The sequence below is a fragment of the Ruegeria sp. SATB045 genome (genome assembly GCF_059613525.1).
In genome coordinates this window covers 322,757-339,705 of record NZ_JBXWSR010000028.1, presented here as the reverse complement: position 1 = coordinate 339,705, position 16,949 = coordinate 322,757, and the positions used below count along the sequence as shown (strand labels likewise).

Here is a 16,949-nt window from a genome sequence, read left to right as displayed (position 1 = left end):
CATTTCCCCCCACGACTGACCCAAAGACAGACACATCAGGATCGGAGAGCGGTTCATGTCCATCCCCCAGTCCGGCGGCGGGCCGATCGAACGCCACGAACAGCTAGCGGAATATCTGGAATCGGGCTGCAAGCCCAAAGCCGATTGGCGCATCGGGACCGAGCATGAAAAGTTCGGCTATTGCAAGGACACGCTGAAACCGCTGCCGTTCGAGGGCACGCGTTCCATTGTTGCGGTGCTTGAGGGTCTGCGCGACCGCCATTGCTGGGCCGAAGTGCGCGAGGGCGACAACCTGATCGGTCTGGAAAAGGACGGCGCGAATGTCAGCCTGGAACCCGGCGGTGCCCTGGAACTATCGGGTGCTCCGCTGGAGACGATCCACGAGACCTGCGATGAGGTGAACACCCACCTGCGCGAGGTGAAGGATATCGCCGATGAGATCGGCGTGGGCTTCATCGGTCTGGGTGCGGCTCCGATCTGGACCCATGACGAGATGCCGTTGATGCCCAAGGGCCGCTATCGGCTGATGAACGACTACATGGAAAAGGTCGGCACCATGGGCCGCGCCATGATGCGGCGTACCTGTACTGTTCAGGTCAATATCGACTTTGGGTCCGAGGCCGACATGGTCCAGAAACTACGTGTCGCGCTGGCCCTGCAGCCGGTGGCGACGGCGCTGTTTGCCAATTCGCCGTTCTTCGAAGGCAAGCCCAACGGCCAGAAAAGCTGGCGCAGCCATATCTGGCGGCATCTGGATGATGCGCGGACGGGCATGTTGCCGTTTGTGTTCGAAGAGGGCTTTGGGTTCGAACGCTATGTCCAATACGCGCTCGATGTGCCGATGTATTTCGTCTATCGCGACGGGCAGTATATCAACGCGCTGGGCATGTCCTTCCGCGACTTCCTGCAGGGCAAACTGCCCGCGCTGCCCGGTGAAACCCCGACGCTGTCTGATTGGGCCGACCACCTGACCACCGCTTTCCCCGAGGCCCGCATCAAGAAATATATGGAGATGCGCGGCGCCGATGGCGGCCCGTGGCGCCGCCTGTGCGCGCTGCCTGCCTTTTGGGTGGGCCTTACCTATGATCAGGGCGCGCTCGATGCGGCGTGGGATCTGGTCAAAGGCTGGGACGCGGACACCCGCGAAGAACTGCGCGTTCAGGCTGCCTTTCAGGGTCTTCAGGCGCAGGTTGGCGGCATCAACATGCACGATTTGGCGCGCGAAGTCGTGGCGATCTCTGAGGCTGGTCTGAAATCCCGCGCATTCCCCGGTGCGGGCGGTCTGGTGCCGGACGAGACGCATTTCCTGAACGCGCTAAAAGAAAGCATCGACACAGGGAAAGTCCCCGCCGATGAGTTGCTGGATCACTACAATGGCGACTGGAATGGCGATCTGACCCGGATTTATCCCGAATACAGCTATTGATCAGCACCGTCCCGCTTGCATTCGCGGGGCGGGGCCGATAGCAGGTTGGCGACCAAATTCAGAGGGCGTCATGGACGATCTTAAGGCAAAATATCTGGGCCAAATCGCCGAAGCGGGCGACGAGAACGCGCTTGAGGCGATCCGCGTCGCCGCCGTGGGCAAAAAAGGCGAGGTCGCGCTGAAGATGCGCGAGCTGGGCAAAATGACGCCCGAGGAACGCCAGGTTGCAGGCCCCGCGCTGAACGCTCTGAAGGATGAAATCAACTCGGCGCTGGCCGCCAAAAAATCCGCGCTGGCCGATGCCGCGCTGGATGAACGTCTGCGCACCGAATGGCTGGACGTTACCTTGCCGACCCGTTCGCGCCGTCAGGGCTCGATCCACCCGATCAGCCAGGCGACCGAGGAACTGACCGCGATCTTCGCCGAACTGGGCTTCTCGGTGGCTGAAGGGCCCCGGATCGAGGACGACTGGTATAATTTCGACGCCCTGAACATCCCCGGCCACCACCCCGCGCGGGCCGAGATGGACACGTTCTACATGCACCGCGCCGAAGGTGACGACCGTCCGCCGCATGTGCTGCGTACCCATACGTCTCCGGTACAGATCCGCTCGATGGAGAAACAGGGCGCGCCGATCCGCGTGATCTGTCCGGGCGGTGTGTATCGCGCCGACTATGACCAGACCCACACGCCGATGTTCCATCAGGTCGAAGGGCTGGCCATCGACAAGGACATCTCGATGGCGAACCTGAAATGGGTTCTGGAAGAGTTCGTGAAAGCCTTCTTCGAGGTCGACGACGTCGAGCTGCGCTTCCGCGCCTCGCACTTCCCCTTCACCGAACCGTCGGCCGAGGTCGATATCCGCTGTTCGTGGGACAACGGCCAGCTGAAGATCGGCGAGGGCGACGACTGGATGGAGATTCTGGGCTCGGGCATGGTCCACCCGAAGGTGATCGCCGCCGGTGGAATTGATCCCGAGGTCTATCAAGGTTTTGCGTTCGGGATCGGCATCGACCGCCTGGCGATGCTGAAATACGGTATTCCGGATCTGCGGGCGTTCTTTGATTCTGATCTGCGCTGGCTGCGCCACTATGGGTTCGCGGCGCTGGATATGCCGAACCTGCATGGTGGTTTGTCTCGGTGAAACGGGACCCCGACATCGTTCGCAAACTGTTATTCGAAGCAGAAGCGTCTGATGACTGGCAGATTGGGTATGACTTCGAAGAAGGTGCAGAAGGCGACTACTATCATCTCCAATTGATGAAAGATGACGGTCTAATCGTCGACGTCAGTGACTATGGGTTTCGGCTAACCTCATTGGGACACGATTACATCGAGGCAATCAGAAGCGACACTGTCTGGAAAAAGACAAAGTCCGGAGCCTCGAAAGTAGGTGGCATGACGCTGGGGATGATGAAAGATTTGGCGCTTGCCTATGTTAAGCAAGAAGCAGCGGAAAAGCTGGGCATCAAACTGTAGAATACTGCTAGAACTAGAAACGTAAAGCGCGGAGCAAAGGCCAAAGGCCGCCGCGCTATCGCCAGACCGCGGGCTGGCGATTTGTCTCCGTCCGCGCACCGCTCGAACAGTACACGGACATGGCAGGCATAAAGTGTTAAGCACAGCCCAAAGATCGCCATCCCGCGGTCTGGCGATAGCGCGGCTTGCGCTCTGTCCGGAAGGCCGGAATCTGCGCGTGTTACAGTTTCCCACACGGTTGTGACGTGACAGTCCGCGTCAGGCGGCTAGGCTCCGGCCTATGATTTACAGACTGCTTTTCCTGCTGCTAACCGCAACCCCGACACTCGCCATGGAGCCTTGGAAATCCGATTGCCATGGCGACACCGCCTGTGATCTGGGTGATCGCTCGTACCATGTGTTAGAGCCCGAGAAATGGGACGGGGAGACCCCTCTGCCCGTTCTGTTGCACTTCCACGGCTGGGCGCGGCAGGGCACAGTGGTGGTGAACCATCAGCGCATCGCTGGGGCCACAAAACTGCGCGGCGTGTTGCTGGTGGCTCCGAACGGGTTAGGCAAAAGCTGGGACTTCTGGACATCAGACACGCGTGACGTTCCCTTTGCCGATGCGGTGCTTGAGGATGTGGCCAAGCGCTATCCGGTTGATCCTAAACGTATCTACGTCTCGGGGTATTCCTTTGGTGGCGCGATGGCGTGGCGCTATGTGTGCCAGTCGGGCAATGACATTGCCGCCTTGCTGGCCGTTGCGGGTAGCATCCGCCAGACTGAAGAGTGCCCCGAAGCCCCGCGTGAGGCGCGCCATGTGCATGGCCTCAGCGATACGGTGATGGACTTCCCCTATGGCACCAACGGTGACACCACCTACCCGGTGGCGCTGTGGCGAGCGGCTTACGATTGCCACGATGCCACCCCGCGCGGCGATTGGAGTGTGGTGCCGATCCTGACCCTCAGCCGCGTGGAATGGACCGATTGCGCGCATGGGCAAGTGACGCTGGACACCCATCCGGGCGGGCATTTTATCCCCCATGGCTGGATCGGGCGGCAATTGGACGAGCTTTTGGGCCGCACCCCCACTTATCCGTGACGCGCAGCGCTTGCACCTTGGCGCATTCTTTGTCATTGCCTGTGCCGACTGGATGTTTGCCAAAAAAGGCCCCGAGCAATGAAATTCACTTTGTCCTGGCTGAAAGACCACCTCGACACGGACGCGTCGGTTGATGAGATCGCCGAGGCGCTGACCGACCTCGGGCTAGAGGTCGAAGAGATCGTGAACCCGGCGGACCGGCTGGCAGGCTTTACGCTGGGCCATGTGAAACACGCGGAAAAGCATCCCGACGCCGACAAACTGCGGGTCTGCACAGTGGAAACCGACGAGGGCGATCTGCAGATCATTTGCGGCGCGCCGAACGCGCGTGAAGGCATCACTGTCGTGGTCTGCAAGCCGGGCATGTATATCCCCGGACTGGATATCACCATCAGCGTCGGCAAGATCCGGGGCGTCGAAAGCTTTGGCATGATGGCCTCCGAGCGTGAGCTGGAGCTGTCGGACGAGCATGATGGCATTATCGAACTGCCCTCGGGCGAGGTCGGTGATCGCTTCGTCGACTGGTTGGCCGAGAATGACCCGTCCAAGGTCGATCCGGTGATCGAGATTGCGATCACGCCGAACCGCCCCGATGCGTTGGGTGTGGCTGGCATCGCACGTGATCTGGCAGCGCGCGGTGTGGGTACGCTGAAAGAGCATATCCACGCGCCAGTGCCGGGGGATTTCGAATGCCCGATCAAGGTGACGATTGACGACGACACCCTGGACGGCGCGCCGCATTTCACCGGTCGTGTAATCCGGGGCGTCAAGAACGGCCCCAGCCCGCAATGGCTGCAGGATCAGTTGAAGGCCATCGGTCTGCGTCCCATTTCGGCGTTGGTGGATATCACCAACTACATGACCTTTGACCAGAACCGCCCGCTGCACGTGTTTGATGCGGATAAGGTGCAGGGCAACCTGCGGGTTCACCGCGCCAAGGGTGGTGAAACGCTGGTGGCGCTGGATGAGAAGGAATACACCCTGCAGCGCGGTATGATGGTGATCTCAGACGACAAGGGCGCGGAATCTATCGCGGGTATCATGGGCGGCGAGGAAACCGGCTGCACTGATGAGACGGTCAATGTCTTCCTTGAAAGCGCCTTCTGGGATCACGTGCAGATCGCCCTGACGGGCCGCGCTCTGAAGATTAACTCGGACGCGCGTTACCGCTTTGAACGCGGCGTTGACCCGCAATTCACCCGCGAAGGGCTTGAGCAGGCGACGCAGATGATTCTGGATATCTGCGGCGGCGAGGTATCCTCGGTTGTCGAGGCCGGTAAGGCCCCGAACCACGCGCGCGCCTACAAGCTGGATGCGGCGCGGGTGCAGTCGCTGGTCGGGATGGACATACCCGAAAGCGAACAGCGCCAGACCCTGACCCGTCTGGGTTTCCGCCTCGAAGGCGAGATGGCCCATGTGCCCAGCTGGCGCCCCGATGTCATGGGCGAGGCCGATCTGGTGGAAGAGGTCGCGCGGATTGCCTCGCTGACCAAGCTGCAGGGCAAACCGCTGCCGCGAGTGACCGATGGCATCCCCAAGGCGGTGATGACACCGACGCAGCGCCGTCAGTCGATGGCCCGCCGAACTTGTGCGGCGCTGGGCTACAATGAATGTGTGTCCTATACCTTCATTGATAAGGCCTCGGCGGCCCTGTTCGGGGGCGGCGATGCCGCGACGCAGTTGGAAAACCCAATTTCCTCGGAAATGAGCCATATGCGCCCCGATCTGCTGCCCGGCCTGCTGCAGGCGGCCGCCCGCAATCAGGCGCGCGGCTTTGCCGATGTTGCCCTGTTCGAGGTTGGCCCTGTTTTCCACGGCGGTGAGCCCGGCAACCAGAAAACCCAGATCACTGGTCTACTGGTGGGCCGCGATGGTCCCAAGGATGTGCATGGGGCCGCGCGCGCGGTGGATGTGTTTGACGTCAAAGCCGATGCCGAGGCCGTACTGGCCGCGATCGGAGCGCCCGCGAAGGTGCAGGTCCTGCGCGATGGTGATGCGTGGTGGCATCCGGGCCGTCATGGCAAAATCTGTCTGGGTCCGAAAAAGGTGCTGGGCGTGTTTGGTGAACTGCACCCGCGCATCCTGCAAGCGCTGGATATCAAGGGTCCGGCGATGGCCTTTACCATCTGGCCGGACGAAGTGCCTCTGCGGCGCAAATCCGGGGCCACCCGCGCGGCGCTTGAACTGCGCGATCTGCAGGCGGTGGAACGTGACTTTGCCTTTGTGGTTGATGCGGATGTCGAAGCTCTGACCTTGGTGAACGCAGCAGCAGGCGCGGATAAGGCGCTGATCGACGATGTACGCGTGTTCGATGAATTCATCGGTGGCAGCCTGGGTGAGGGCAAGAAATCGCTGGCCATCACCGTGCGTCTGCAACCGACGGACAAGACCCTCAAGGAAGAGGATATCGAGGCGGTTGGTCAGAAGATCATCGCCAAAGTGTCCAAGGCCACGGGCGGCGTTCTGCGCGGCTGATTGGCGCGACAAGCTAACAAGACAAAGGGGCCGGACGCGCCCCTTTTTCATTTCAGGAGGAACAAGACATGCTGAACGTTTACCTCTCGGGCGAGATTCACACCGATTGGCGCGACCAGATCATCGAAGGCGCGCAGGGGCTGGAAATCACCTTTAACAGCCCGGTGACCGACCACGCGGCCAGTGACGATTGCGGCGTGGCCATTCTGGGGGCTGAGCCGAACAAATACTGGCACGATCACAAGGGCGCGATGGTCAACGCGATCCGCACCCGTAAGGGGATCACGGATGCGGATTTGGTCGTGGTCCGCTTTGGCGAGAAATACAAGCAGTGGAATGCGGCCTTCGACGCAGGGTACGCTGCCGCTCTGGGCAAATCCCTGATCGTGCTGCACGGCCCCGACCATCAGCACGCGCTGAAAGAGGTCGACGCCGCAGCTCTGGCCGTGGCCGAGCACCCGGCGCAGGTAGTCGAGGTTCTGCGCTATGTTCTGACCGGGCAACTGCCCGGATAGCGGTCGATGGGGCGGGGCAATGCCTCGCCCCCGATCTGCCTTAGCTAGTCGCAGGGATAACCAATCCGCGCTGGACCGCTGGGCGGTCCAGAAAGCGGTCCACATATGGCTGAAGGTTGGCGAAATCAGACCATCCAAGCAGCTCTTTCACACCGTAATAGTCCAAGCCTCGCAGCCACGGTACAATGGCGATATCGGCAATTGAATAGCTGCCCGCAATCCATTCCTGCCCTTCAAGCTGTGTGTTTAGCACATTAAGCAAGCGCTTGGCTTCGTTGATGTAGCGTTCGCGGGGGCGAGGGTCTTCGATCTCGCTACCGGCGAATTTGTGGAAATAGCCAAGCTGACCGAACATCGGGCCAAGACCACCCATCTGGAACATCAGCCATTGCGTCACGCGGGCTTTGTCCGCTGCGGTCGCGCCCATCAACTGATCGCTTTTCTCTGCCAGATATAGCAGGATTGCGCCGCTCTCGAACAGGGATACAGCCTCGCCATCCGGGCCGTTGGGGTCAATAATCGCAGGAATTTTGTTGTTTGGATTCAGCGACAGGAACTCGGGGATTTTGACATCTGAATCCGCCAGCGTGACCAGATGCGCTTCATAGGGAAGGCCGATCTCTTCCAGCATGATCGAAACTTTGACACCGTTTGGCGTTGGATAGGAATAAAGCTGCAACCTGTCGGGTGTCTGGGCAGGCCAGCGGCAGGTAATTGGATGAGTTGAGGTGTCAAGCATGGTGCGCTCCTGAATGCGGTTCCGAATTGAAGTAAGCACTGGCCAAATGTGTTACCAGTAGAGCACCTGTGCATTCCCGGTCAGTTCTTGTGCATTTCACAACAGAGGGGAAAACCGGTTCATTCCGCACCTAGACCAGAGCGGTATTCTCGCTCACAATCTTGTGCATCCCGCGCGCGTGTCGCGGGTTTTGCATAGCTAGCAGAAGGAGAAGCGCGTGGACGAGGTCGTAACTCAGGTAGGGGCGTTTGCTCCGCTTATCATGAATGCAGTCAAGGCACTGATTGTTCTGATTTTGGGCTGGATCGTGGCCGGTGCGATAGGCGGTATGGTGCGCCGGCGCATCAACGCCACCCCGCAGATTGACCCGACCCTAGGCAACTTTATGGCCAGCCTAGTGAAATGGGCTATCCTGGCGATGGTTCTGGTTGCCGTTCTAGGGATTTTCGGGATTGAGGCCACAAGTATTGTTGCCATTTTGGGTGCGGCATCACTGGCCATCGGTCTGGCGCTGCAAGGGACGCTCAGCGATCTGGCGGCGGGCGTGATGCTGGTGGTGTTCCGGCCTTACAAGCTGGGTCAGTATGTGGATATCGGCGGTACTGCAGGGACAGTGCAAGACCTGAACCTGTTCACGACCGAATTGGTAACGCCGGATAATGTGCAGATCATCGTGCCAAACGGTCAGGCATGGGGAACGGTTATCACCAACTACTCGGCACATGACACGCGACGCGTGGACCTGGTTTTCGGGATTGATTACGGCGACAGCGCAGATCAGGCGATGCAGATCATTCTGGATGTGGCCAAGGCCGATGAGCGTATTCACAACGATCCCGAGCCTTGGGTGCGCGTGACCAATCTGGGCGACAGCTCGGTTGATCTGACGGCGCGGCTGTGGTGCGCCACTGCAGATTATTGGGACGTGAGGTTTGAAATCACGAAAGCCGTTAAAGAAGCGTTCGATGCCAAGGGTGTCTCGATTCCCTATCCGCATTCGGTCGAGATCCAAAAACAGGCGTAACGCTCCCGCCCGTCATACGGGCATTGAAATGCCTTTTTCCGGTTGGGCCCAGCGCCGCGCTGATCGCGCGGCGCCTTTTCGTTTGTTGCAACGTTGGTCAGAGGTTCGACCGCGCCGCGCGATCAGCGCGGCGCTGCGCCCAACGCTGTAAACGCACTCGTCAGAGTGCGCTTTCAGGGGCGGGAGTATCTTAGGCCTTGATGACGACGTTGGGGGACACCACGTCGATCCCAAGAGCTTTGCCGACGGCGTAGTAGGTCAGCTTACCCGCATGTACGTTCAGTCCGGCCATCAGATGAGGGTCGTCCTGACAGGCCTGTTTCCAGCCTTTGTCGGCCAACGCCAGCATGAAGGGCATGGTGGCGTTGCCAAGCGCGATGGTCGATGTGCGGGCGACAGCTCCGGGCATGTTGGCGACGCAATAGTGCATGATGCCATCAACATCATAGATCGGTTCGGCATGGGTCGTCGCTTTCGACGTCTCAAAACACCCACCCTGATCGATCGCAACGTCGACAAGGACTGCTCCGGGTTTCATGGTAGAAAGTTGCGCGCGGGTCACCAGCTTTGGCGCAGCCGCACCGGGGATCAGCACCGCGCCGATCACCATGTCGGCGGATTGGATCAGCTCGGCCGTTGCGCCGGCTGTCGAGTATTGGTTCTTGAACGTCCCGCCAAACACGTCATCCAGATAGCGCAGGCGCGGCAGCGACCGGTCAAGAACCGTCACGTCTGCCCCCATCCCCGCGGCGATCTTGGCTGCATGTGTTCCCACGACACCACCGCCAATGACAACAACTTTCGCCGGACCAACTCCGGGAACGCCGCCCATCAGAACACCGCGCCCGCCATTGGCCTTCTGCAGGGTCCACGACCCGACCTGCGGGGCGAGGCGACCTGCAACCTCGGACATGGGTGCAAGCAAAGGCAGCCCCCCATTGGCGTCCGTTACAGTCTCGTACGCGATAGCCGTACAACCCGAAGCAAGCAGGTCATGGGTCTGGTCTGGGTCCGGGGCAAGGTGCAGATAGGTAAACAGCAGCTGTCCCTCGCGCAGCATCTTGCGTTCGCCTGCCTGCGGTTCTTTGACTTTGACGATCATGTCGGCAGTGGCGAAAACTTCGGCTGCGGTGTCGACAATGCGCGCTCCGGCTGCGACGTAGTCGGCATTGTCAAAACCCGAGCCCTGACCGGCTCCGGTTTCAATGATCACCTCGTGGCCGCGCGCGACCGCTTCTTGCGCAGCGTTCGGGGTCATTCCGACGCGGAACTCCTGCGGTTTGATTTCTTTGGGGCAACCGATCTTCATTTGGTCTCTCCGTTTGTAAACTGCTTAAATAATGGGCAACTTTGCGCGCAATTTCTGTGAAACTCTGCCCGTGTGAACGCTTTAATTCCGAAAAATTTTCGGTATTTTGGCCATAACTTGCAAAAGGATTGCGCAGATGGCCATTGATACGACGGATCGAAAGATTCTGGCGGCATTGCAGCGTAACGGTCGGATGTCGAATGCAGAACTGTCCGAACAGGCCAATTTGTCGCCTTCGGCCTGCCACAGACGGGTGCAACGGCTGGAATCCGAGGGCTTTATTCGCAACTACGTTGCTCTGTTGGATGCACGCAAGATGAACGTGCCGACGACCGTCTTTGTCGAGATCACATTGCAAGGACAGGCCGAAGAGGTTCTGGATGCCTTCGAAAAGGCCGTTGCCCGAATTCCGGATGTTTTGGAGTGTCACCTTATGGCGGGAACGGCGGACTACATCCTAAAAGTCGTCGCCGAAAACACCGAGGACTTTGCCCGCATCCATCGGCAATACTTGTCGCGACTACCCGGAGTGGCGCAGATGCAAAGTTCGTTTGCGCTCCGAACCGTGTTCAAAACCACGGCCTTACCGGTTTGATCAGGCCGGTCCGGGATAGGTGAACAGCACCAGATGCGCGGCGTTGAAGCCGAAATGCATGAGGACAGGAACCCACAGACGCCCGGTTGCATAATAACCCAGCCCGCAAGCCGCGCCCAGAATGGTTGCGAAACCTGCCAATGCCGGTCCTCCGCCGACGTGAACCAAACCAAACAGAAGGCTTGCAGCAGCTATCCCCAGACCCGCGCCAAAACGGGAAGATATCAACGATTGCAAATAACCGCGAAAAAACACCTCTTCCGTCAGGCAGGTCAGGAAGAGATTGGACAGCACGAAGATCACCCACCAATGGGGCAGGCTGATCTCGGGGCGGATGGCATTGACGGCAGAACCCACTGCCAACAGCGCAGGCAGCAAGGCGAAACCAACTGCCAACGGGAATTTGCGCAGTGCCACAGCCCCACCAATCATGCTGGGCCACGCCAAAGCCACGGTGAACAGCACCATGGGCTTGTCCAGGTTCAAGTACATCGTGAAATCGCGACTTAAAGGGCCAGATTGAACCTGATCAAGGACCAGAGGGTTGTGAAATCCCGGGACCAGATGCGCCCCGAGCGCGATGCACCATATGACGAGTGTAACATGGCCAAGCGCGGCCCACATCCCGGACAGGTTGCGCAGTATCAACGCGCCTGCAAAACCGACAATGACCACCCCTGCGGCGATCGGCGTAACCAGCACCAATGTCAGCGAGACCGCTCCGAAAACCGCCAATAATCCCATACCCAAAACCTGTTTGCCTGATACGGTGCTGACCATGGCGGTGATCAGCAAAAGCCACGGCCAGATCGTGGGCAGCAATGCGAAAAAATGGGTCAAAGTCGCGCCTTTGCAGTTCGGTTTGCGCCTTGATGCCGTGGTTGGGCGCGTTCTGGCAAGACAGTTCAACAGTGAACGGGCTGCGGATTTGCGTCACAGTGATCTTGTCGCCGTAAGCTGTTACGCTTAGGAAAAGACCTTCATCAATTCATCCGATGACATCAGGCGGTTACATGCGCCCGATACGGTCCGAACCCGGGAATTTGTAAGGAGCAGACCTTGGCTGACGAATATAACGACGCCTCGAAAGACTGGCTTGAGGCCGAGCTGGAAGACACGCTGGACGAAGATTTCGAGATCGAGTTCAGCGAGCCCATGTTGTCGATGGAAATCCGCAAGATCTACAAGGATCAGCACCCCGAGATGCTGGACCGCAAGGTCTATTTCCGGAACCTGCTGCGTCTTCAGGCCGAGTTGATCAAAGTGCAGGATTGGGTGCAGCACACGGGTGCCAAGGTTTGTATCCTGTTCGAGGGCCGCGACAGCGCGGGTAAGGGGGGCGTGATCAAGCGGATCACGCAGCGCCTGAACCCGCGGGTTGCGCGCGTCGTTGCTCTGCCCGCGCCAAGCCGTCGGGAACAAAGCCAGTGGTATTTCCAGCGATACGTTCCGCACCTGCCTGCAGCGGGCGAAATCGTGCTGTTCGACCGGTCATGGTACAATCGCGCGGGTGTCGAACGGGTCATGGGCTTTGCGACCGAAGATCAGGTTGAACAGTTCTTTCAGGACGTTCCCGAATTTGAACGGATGCTGGTACGTTCGGGCATCATTTTGCTGAAATACTGGTTCTCGATCACCGATGAAGAGCAGCAGTTGCGGTTCCTCATGCGCATCCACGATCCGATGAAGCAGTGGAAGCTGTCGCCGATGGATCTGGAATCTCGTATCCGGTGGGAGGCCTACACTAAAGCCAAAGAAGACATGTTGTTCCGCACCAACATTCCGGAAGCGCCATGGTATATCGTCGAAGGCAATGACAAAAAGCGCGAGCGTCTGAACTGTATCGAACACCTGTTGACCAAGATCCCCTACACGGATGTACCGCAGGAAAAGGTCAACCTGCCGGATCGCAAGTACAACCCGGAATACGAACGCCGTGTTCTGCCAGACGAATTGCACGTGCCAAAAATATACTGATCGGTTCGAAAGGATGCGAAGCAGCGATCTGCTTCGCATCAGGTTGGCGCGTCAGGCCGCGTCCATCATGCAATCGACGTTGAAGAAGGTGAGCGAAAAGAAGTCTTCTGCTCCGCCAGACGTCATCTCGGGACAGATTGGTTCGTCCGCAACCGGGACTGAATCATCTGCTATGACGAAATCCATGTCGCCCTGGGTCTCAGGCGGGGTCATGTCGTCATCATTCCACGCCAATTGATCGAAATCTTCTTTTAGCTGCTGAATGAATGCGTCTAGTTCAGCAAGAAAAGCCGCAAAATCGAAGCAATCTGCATCAGCGTCTTCGGTGTCCGGCTGTTCAGGGGCCGGATCGTCTTTGTCGGTGACGTCAGTACCCGGCTGCTCCGGAGGAGGATTGTCAGTTTCTGTGACGTCAGTGTCCGGCTGTTCGGAGACCGGGTCTTCGGTCTCGGTCACATCAGTATCGGGTTGTGCGGGGACTGGCTCTGCAGGTGGGGTAGGCGCCATGGCTGTGCCGCCGCTGTCCAGCATGACTGCCGCATCAGTTGTGGCAAAGTTCTGCGTGACGATCACGGCGTCAGATCCCTGCATATCGCCGGTCTCGATACCGATGCCGATGTATTTGAAATCGGGGTTCAGAATATTCGCGCGATGACCGGGGCTGTTCATCAGGCCCTGGTGCAGTTGCGCCACGTCGTCGCTGATCCCTGGCGCGCCGCGTTCCGATTGCCAGGCTATATTCTCGCCAGTTCGCCAACTGCCTTCAAGATCGAACCCGGCCGCCTGCATCCGCTGGGTGGCGCTTGATCCGCCTGACCCGGTGTGGCTGAACGTGTCCGTATCGAGCATCCAGCTGCTGTGATCTTCCGACGAATCGTTGAGCTGCGTTTCAAGCTGTAATGGGTCCAAGCCACGGGACGTACGCTCTTGGTTGATCAACGCCAGCATTTCCCGTTCTACTTGACTTGCTGCAGACATTTTTGCCTCCTTAAGTTGTTTTGTCCGAATGGACGGACCCACTTAGAGAGCCGGCAAAAGACATGAACAGTGAGGTCGGAAAGATCGGCGCATTTCGGCGGGAGGGCGCACCGAAACAGAGATTCGCCGCGCTGGATAACGCCGAGAAAATGGCAGATCAATGTCTCGGCGAGTTGTTGCGATCGCTAAGAGGCGGGACTGGCGAAATCCCTCTTAAAAAACGACAAACCCCCGGGCGGGGCCTCGGGGGTCGTCAAATAGTGTCATCCAAAGCTGGACGAGCATCAGGTGCTTAGAGCAAACCTTCGCGCTGTGCTTTCTTACGTGCCAGTTTACGGGCACGGCGGATCGCTTCAGCTTTCTCGCGCGCTTTTTTCTCGGACGGTTTCTCGAAATGTTGCTTGAGCTTCATTTCACGGAACACGCCTTCGCGCTGCAGCTTTTTCTTCAGGGCACGAAGCGCCTGATCGACGTTATTGTCGCGAACACTAACCTGCATGTGGTTGTCACCACCTTTCTAGATAGAGTTGCAAGGAAATTGCAGGAGGTGGCCGTATAGCAAAGCCGCTCTAACTTGTCTAGTACTGGTGCCAGAACCCGGAGAACCGCCATGACCATATCCTACGAAGACGCCAAAACCCAGCTTTTGGACGCTATGCTGGCCCATGTGCCGTTTGATGGCTGGTCGGAAACCAGCTTTCGCATGGCCATCAGTGACTGCGGTATTGATGAAACGTTGGCACGGTCGATCTGTCCTCGTGGTGCGGTTGATATGGCCCTGGCTTTTCATGCCCGCGGGGACGCGGCGATGGCAGAGCGTCTGAAAACCGAAGATCTGAGCGATCTGAAATTCCGTGACCGGATCGCTGCTGCTGTCCGGTTCCGTCTTCAGGCGGTAGAGGACAAGGAACTTGTGCGTCGTGGGATGACGTTGTTTTCTTTGCCGATGCACGCGGCTGATGGGGCCAAGGCGATGTGGCAGACCTGCGATCTGATCTGGGACACGCTTGGCGATACATCGGACGATGTGAACTGGTACACCAAGCGGGCGACGTTGTCGGGGGTCTATTCCTCGACCGTGCTGTTCTGGCTGGGGGATGATTCGCCTGACCAACAGAGAACGTGGGAGTTTCTGGACCGCCGCATCGACAACGTCATGCAGTTCGAAAAGCTCAAGGCGCAGGTCAATGGCAACCCACTGTTCAAGCCCTTTCTTGCGGTGCCGAATTGGTTGGCAGGTCAGGTTAAAGCTCCGATGAAGATGCGGGCTGATCTGCCGGGAATGCTGAACCCGCGCAAGTAAGCGTCTGGGCCTTTCCGTTTTCGCCTGTTAGGCATTGGGCAAAGGAGAATTGCCCATGACCCAGACAATGCGCGCTGTAGAAATCACCAAACCCGGCGGGCCCGAGGTTCTGCAGATAACGGACCGATCCGTGCCTGAACCTGCTGCGGGTCAGGTGGTGCTAAAGGTGGCCTATGCCGGGGTAAACCGTCCGGATGCGCTGCAGCGGGCGGGTGCGTATGATCCTCCTCCGGGTGCCAGCGATCTGCCGGGGCTTGAGGCATCGGGTGAGGTCGTGGCCCTAGGTTCCGGCGTTCAAGGGCTTTCAGTTGGTGACCAGGTTTGCGCCTTGTTGCCCGGCGGCGGCTATGCCGAATACGTTGCCACGCCCGCTGCCCATTGCTTGCCGGTGCCAGAGGGGATGGGCCTGAAAGAGGCCGCGTGTCTGCCCGAGACCTTCTTTACCGTCTGGTCCAATGTCTTCACACGCGGCGGTCTGAAAGCGGGCGAGCGATTTTTGGTTCACGGCGGCTCCAGCGGGATCGGAACAACGGCGATCCAGCTTGCAAATGCGTTCGGCGCACGGGTCTTTGCCACTGCCGGATCGGCCGAGAAATGCGCCGCTTGCGAGAAACTGGGGGCCGAGAAGGCGATTAATTACCGGGATGAGGATTTCGTATCCACCATGCGGGCCGAGGGCGGGGCGAACCTGATCCTCGATATGGTGGGCGGTGACTATATCCCGCGCAACGTCAAAGCTCTGGCCGAGGATGGGCGGCTGGTTCAAATCGCCTTCCTGCAGGGCCCCAAGGTCGAGCTGAACTTTGCCATGATGATGGTGAAACGCTTGACCCTGACCGGTAGCACCTTGCGTCCGCAATCCGATCTGGCCAAGGCCAAAATCGCCCAAGACCTGCGCGAGGCGGTTTGGCCGCTACTGGATTCGGGCAAGATTGCCCCGGTGATGGACAGCGAGTTTGACATGGCCGAGGCCTCAGCGGCCCACGCGCGGATGGAAAGCTCGGGTCATATCGGCAAGATCGTTCTTAAGATCGGCGGCTAGGCACCGTCTTCCGGTTCAGGTCACGGCGCAGCGATACAGGTGCCATGTGGCGTGGCCCAGAACCGGAATGACAACAATCAACCCCAGTAACATCGGGATCGCGCCCAGTATCAACGCACTGGACACAACCAGACCCCAGGTCAGGATGACCGATGGGTTGTGCCGCAGAACGCGAACCGATGTCACTACGGCGAGCGGCACCCCGACTTTGCGGTCAAGAAGCAGGGGGAAGCTGATCACGCTTGTGGCCAATGCGACAAGGGCGAAGAAGAACCCGACCAAGATGCCAGACAGGATCATGACCCAGCCTGCCTTTGTTGTGAAAACCTGGGTTAAGAAGGTGCTGAACGAGGTCGGCAGATCAGGACCCAATGTCTGAACATAAATGCTCTGCGCGACCATCAACCAGATCAGCAAAAGCGCCACCAGATAGAAGCCCAGTGTCAAAATGGCCCCGAACGAGGGTGACCGGAATACACCAAGTGCATCCAGCCAATGGGCTTCGGCCCCTTGCTCGCGTTTTCGGCTGATTTCATAAAGACCCACGGCCGCCACAGGCCCGATCAATGCGAAACCTGCGATCAGGGGGGCCAGTAAAGGTATCATATTTCGGTTCAGGCCGAACCCGAACATCAGCAAGCCCGCCAGAGGGTAGATCAATACCACGAAGACCGCATCTGCGCGGGTTTCCATAAAGTCTTCCGAGCCGGCTCGCAGACACGCCCAGAGGTCACTAAAACTCAGCGTCTGAACCTTGGGCATTTTGGGTGTCCCAGCGCCACCAATTCCGGTGACGCTCTCTGCAACATGATCACTGGTGGCTCCCAGCGTTTGGGCCGCCCAGCTGATCGGATTTCCTATCGTCCTGACCATCGTCATCCCCTCGCGTTTGCCTATCAGCGCCGCAGAGATGATCCGGTACGAGTTGCCTTTGGCCGGACCAGCCGGCAACGCTCAAACACCAGTATAGCATAATTTTTTGCGTTTGGGTCGCCTTGGACCT

Annotated in this window: 17 protein-coding genes; 11 read left to right on the top strand and 6 right to left on the bottom strand. The window is 58.8% G+C overall.

Features of this window, described 5'->3' with window-relative positions; all coding sequences use genetic code 11:
• The first annotated feature begins 55 nt into the window (after window positions 1-55).
• The 6 genes from AC2FNR_RS16905 (at window position 56) to AC2FNR_RS16880 (ending at window position 6,979) form a co-directional block, all read left to right on the top strand.
• Window positions 56-1,426: a glutamate--cysteine ligase gene (locus AC2FNR_RS16905; RefSeq protein ID WP_496850226.1), complete on the top strand. Its 1,371-nt coding sequence runs from the start codon at window positions 56-58 to the stop codon at window positions 1,424-1,426.
• Between the two features lie 70 nt (window positions 1,427-1,496).
• On the top strand, window positions 1,497-2,570 hold the full coding sequence (pheS, locus tag AC2FNR_RS16900) for a phenylalanine--tRNA ligase subunit alpha (protein WP_496850225.1): 1,074 nt from the start codon (window positions 1,497-1,499) through the stop codon (window positions 2,568-2,570).
• Entirely contained in the window at window positions 2,567-2,905 is a 339-nt protein-coding gene (locus tag AC2FNR_RS16895) for a DUF2513 domain-containing protein (protein WP_496850223.1), read from the top strand. The genes pheS and AC2FNR_RS16895 overlap by 4 nt, the downstream gene beginning before the upstream one ends.
• A 280-nt stretch (window positions 2,906-3,185) precedes the next feature.
• On the top strand, window positions 3,186-3,989 hold the full coding sequence (locus AC2FNR_RS16890) for a CE1 family esterase (protein ID WP_496850221.1): 804 nt from the start codon (window positions 3,186-3,188) through the stop codon (window positions 3,987-3,989).
• Window positions 3,990-4,067: 78 nt separating this feature from the next.
• On the top strand, window positions 4,068-6,464 hold the full coding sequence (gene pheT, locus AC2FNR_RS16885) for a phenylalanine--tRNA ligase subunit beta (protein ID WP_496850219.1): 2,397 nt from the start codon (window positions 4,068-4,070) through the stop codon (window positions 6,462-6,464).
• Window positions 6,465-6,532: 68 nt separating this feature from the next.
• Window positions 6,533-6,979, top strand: a complete 447-nt coding sequence (locus tag AC2FNR_RS16880; RefSeq protein WP_496850217.1) for a YtoQ family protein — start codon at window positions 6,533-6,535, stop codon at window positions 6,977-6,979.
• Between the two features lie 40 nt (window positions 6,980-7,019).
• Here the strand turns inward: AC2FNR_RS16880 and AC2FNR_RS16875 are convergent, their stop codons facing one another.
• Entirely contained in the window at window positions 7,020-7,718 is a 699-nt protein-coding gene (locus AC2FNR_RS16875; protein ID WP_496850215.1) for a glutathione S-transferase family protein, read from the bottom strand.
• A gap of 262 nt (window positions 7,719-7,980) precedes the next feature.
• On the opposite strand from AC2FNR_RS16875, the gene AC2FNR_RS16870 reads away from it, so the two are divergent.
• Window positions 7,981-8,742: a mechanosensitive ion channel family protein gene (locus AC2FNR_RS16870; RefSeq protein ID WP_174821823.1), complete on the top strand. Its 762-nt coding sequence runs from the start codon at window positions 7,981-7,983 to the stop codon at window positions 8,740-8,742.
• Between the two features lie 190 nt (window positions 8,743-8,932).
• Here the strand turns inward: AC2FNR_RS16870 and ald are convergent, their stop codons facing one another.
• Window positions 8,933-10,051 carry an alanine dehydrogenase gene (ald, locus tag AC2FNR_RS16865; RefSeq protein WP_209195400.1) on the bottom strand — a complete coding sequence of 373 codons (1,119 nt, stop codon included), beginning with the start codon at window positions 10,049-10,051 and terminating at the stop codon, window positions 8,933-8,935.
• Between the two features lie 136 nt (window positions 10,052-10,187).
• On the opposite strand from ald, the gene AC2FNR_RS16860 reads away from it, so the two are divergent.
• Window positions 10,188-10,646, top strand: a complete 459-nt coding sequence (locus AC2FNR_RS16860; protein WP_170353602.1) for an Lrp/AsnC family transcriptional regulator — start codon at window positions 10,188-10,190, stop codon at window positions 10,644-10,646.
• On the opposite strand, the gene AC2FNR_RS16855 is transcribed toward AC2FNR_RS16860, so the two are convergent.
• A complete protein-coding gene (locus tag AC2FNR_RS16855; protein WP_496850213.1) occupies window positions 10,647-11,486 on the bottom strand; it encodes a CPBP family intramembrane glutamic endopeptidase in 840 nt (279 codons plus the stop codon).
• 219 nt (window positions 11,487-11,705) lie between these two features.
• Here AC2FNR_RS16855 and ppk2 point away from each other — a divergent pair, with 219 nt between their 5' ends.
• Window positions 11,706-12,623 (top strand): polyphosphate kinase 2, encoded by a 918-nt coding sequence (gene ppk2, locus AC2FNR_RS16850; protein ID WP_170353600.1) that lies wholly within the window; start codon window positions 11,706-11,708, stop codon window positions 12,621-12,623.
• A 51-nt stretch (window positions 12,624-12,674) separates the two neighbouring features.
• On the opposite strand, the gene AC2FNR_RS16845 is transcribed toward ppk2, so the two are convergent.
• Both AC2FNR_RS16845 and rpsU read right to left on the bottom strand, forming a co-directional pair.
• Window positions 12,675-13,601 carry a CAP domain-containing protein gene (locus AC2FNR_RS16845; RefSeq protein WP_496850211.1) on the bottom strand — a complete coding sequence of 309 codons (927 nt, stop codon included), beginning with the start codon at window positions 13,599-13,601 and terminating at the stop codon, window positions 12,675-12,677.
• A 292-nt stretch (window positions 13,602-13,893) separates the two neighbouring features.
• Entirely contained in the window at window positions 13,894-14,100 is a 207-nt protein-coding gene (gene rpsU, locus AC2FNR_RS16840) for a 30S ribosomal protein S21 (RefSeq protein ID WP_005614280.1), read from the bottom strand.
• Window positions 14,101-14,211: 111 nt separating this feature from the next.
• Between rpsU and AC2FNR_RS16835 the strand changes: the two genes are divergently transcribed.
• On the top strand, window positions 14,212-14,904 hold the full coding sequence (locus tag AC2FNR_RS16835) for a COQ9 family protein (RefSeq protein WP_170751920.1): 693 nt from the start codon (window positions 14,212-14,214) through the stop codon (window positions 14,902-14,904).
• Window positions 14,905-14,959: 55 nt separating this feature from the next.
• Entirely contained in the window at window positions 14,960-15,946 is a 987-nt protein-coding gene (locus AC2FNR_RS16830; RefSeq protein WP_496850209.1) for an NAD(P)H-quinone oxidoreductase, read from the top strand.
• 15 nt (window positions 15,947-15,961) lie between these two features.
• Here AC2FNR_RS16830 and AC2FNR_RS16825 read toward each other — a convergent pair whose 3' ends face one another.
• A complete protein-coding gene (locus AC2FNR_RS16825; protein WP_480866775.1) occupies window positions 15,962-16,819 on the bottom strand; it encodes a DUF2189 domain-containing protein in 858 nt (285 codons plus the stop codon).
• Window positions 16,820-16,949 lie beyond the last annotated feature (130 nt).

Bases quoted from the DNA above. Each gene is read 5' to 3' on its own strand.
- AC2FNR_RS16905 (WP_496850226.1), top strand. From the start codon at position 56: ATGTCCATCCCCCAGTCCGGCGGCGGGCCGATCGAACGCCACGAACAG.
- pheS (WP_496850225.1), top strand. From the start codon at position 1,497: ATGGACGATCTTAAGGCAAAATATCTGGGCCAAATCGCCGAAGCGGGC.
- AC2FNR_RS16890 (WP_496850221.1), top strand. From the start codon at position 3,186: ATGATTTACAGACTGCTTTTCCTGCTGCTAACCGCAACCCCGACACTC.
- pheT (WP_496850219.1), top strand. From the start codon at position 4,068: ATGAAATTCACTTTGTCCTGGCTGAAAGACCACCTCGACACGGACGCG.
- AC2FNR_RS16880 (WP_496850217.1), top strand. From the start codon at position 6,533: ATGCTGAACGTTTACCTCTCGGGCGAGATTCACACCGATTGGCGCGAC.
- AC2FNR_RS16875 (WP_496850215.1), bottom strand. From the start codon at position 7,718: ATGCTTGACACCTCAACTCATCCAATTACCTGCCGCTGGCCTGCCCAG.
- AC2FNR_RS16870 (WP_174821823.1), top strand. From the start codon at position 7,981: ATGAATGCAGTCAAGGCACTGATTGTTCTGATTTTGGGCTGGATCGTG.
- ald (WP_209195400.1), bottom strand. From the start codon at position 10,051: ATGAAGATCGGTTGCCCCAAAGAAATCAAACCGCAGGAGTTCCGCGTC.
- AC2FNR_RS16860 (WP_170353602.1), top strand. From the start codon at position 10,188: ATGGCCATTGATACGACGGATCGAAAGATTCTGGCGGCATTGCAGCGT.
- AC2FNR_RS16845 (WP_496850211.1), bottom strand. From the start codon at position 13,601: ATGTCTGCAGCAAGTCAAGTAGAACGGGAAATGCTGGCGTTGATCAAC.
- rpsU (WP_005614280.1), bottom strand. From the start codon at position 14,100: ATGCAGGTTAGTGTTCGCGACAATAACGTCGATCAGGCGCTTCGTGCC.
- AC2FNR_RS16835 (WP_170751920.1), top strand. From the start codon at position 14,212: ATGACCATATCCTACGAAGACGCCAAAACCCAGCTTTTGGACGCTATG.
- AC2FNR_RS16830 (WP_496850209.1), top strand. From the start codon at position 14,960: ATGACCCAGACAATGCGCGCTGTAGAAATCACCAAACCCGGCGGGCCC.
- AC2FNR_RS16825 (WP_480866775.1), bottom strand. From the start codon at position 16,819: ATGGTCAGGACGATAGGAAATCCGATCAGCTGGGCGGCCCAAACGCTG.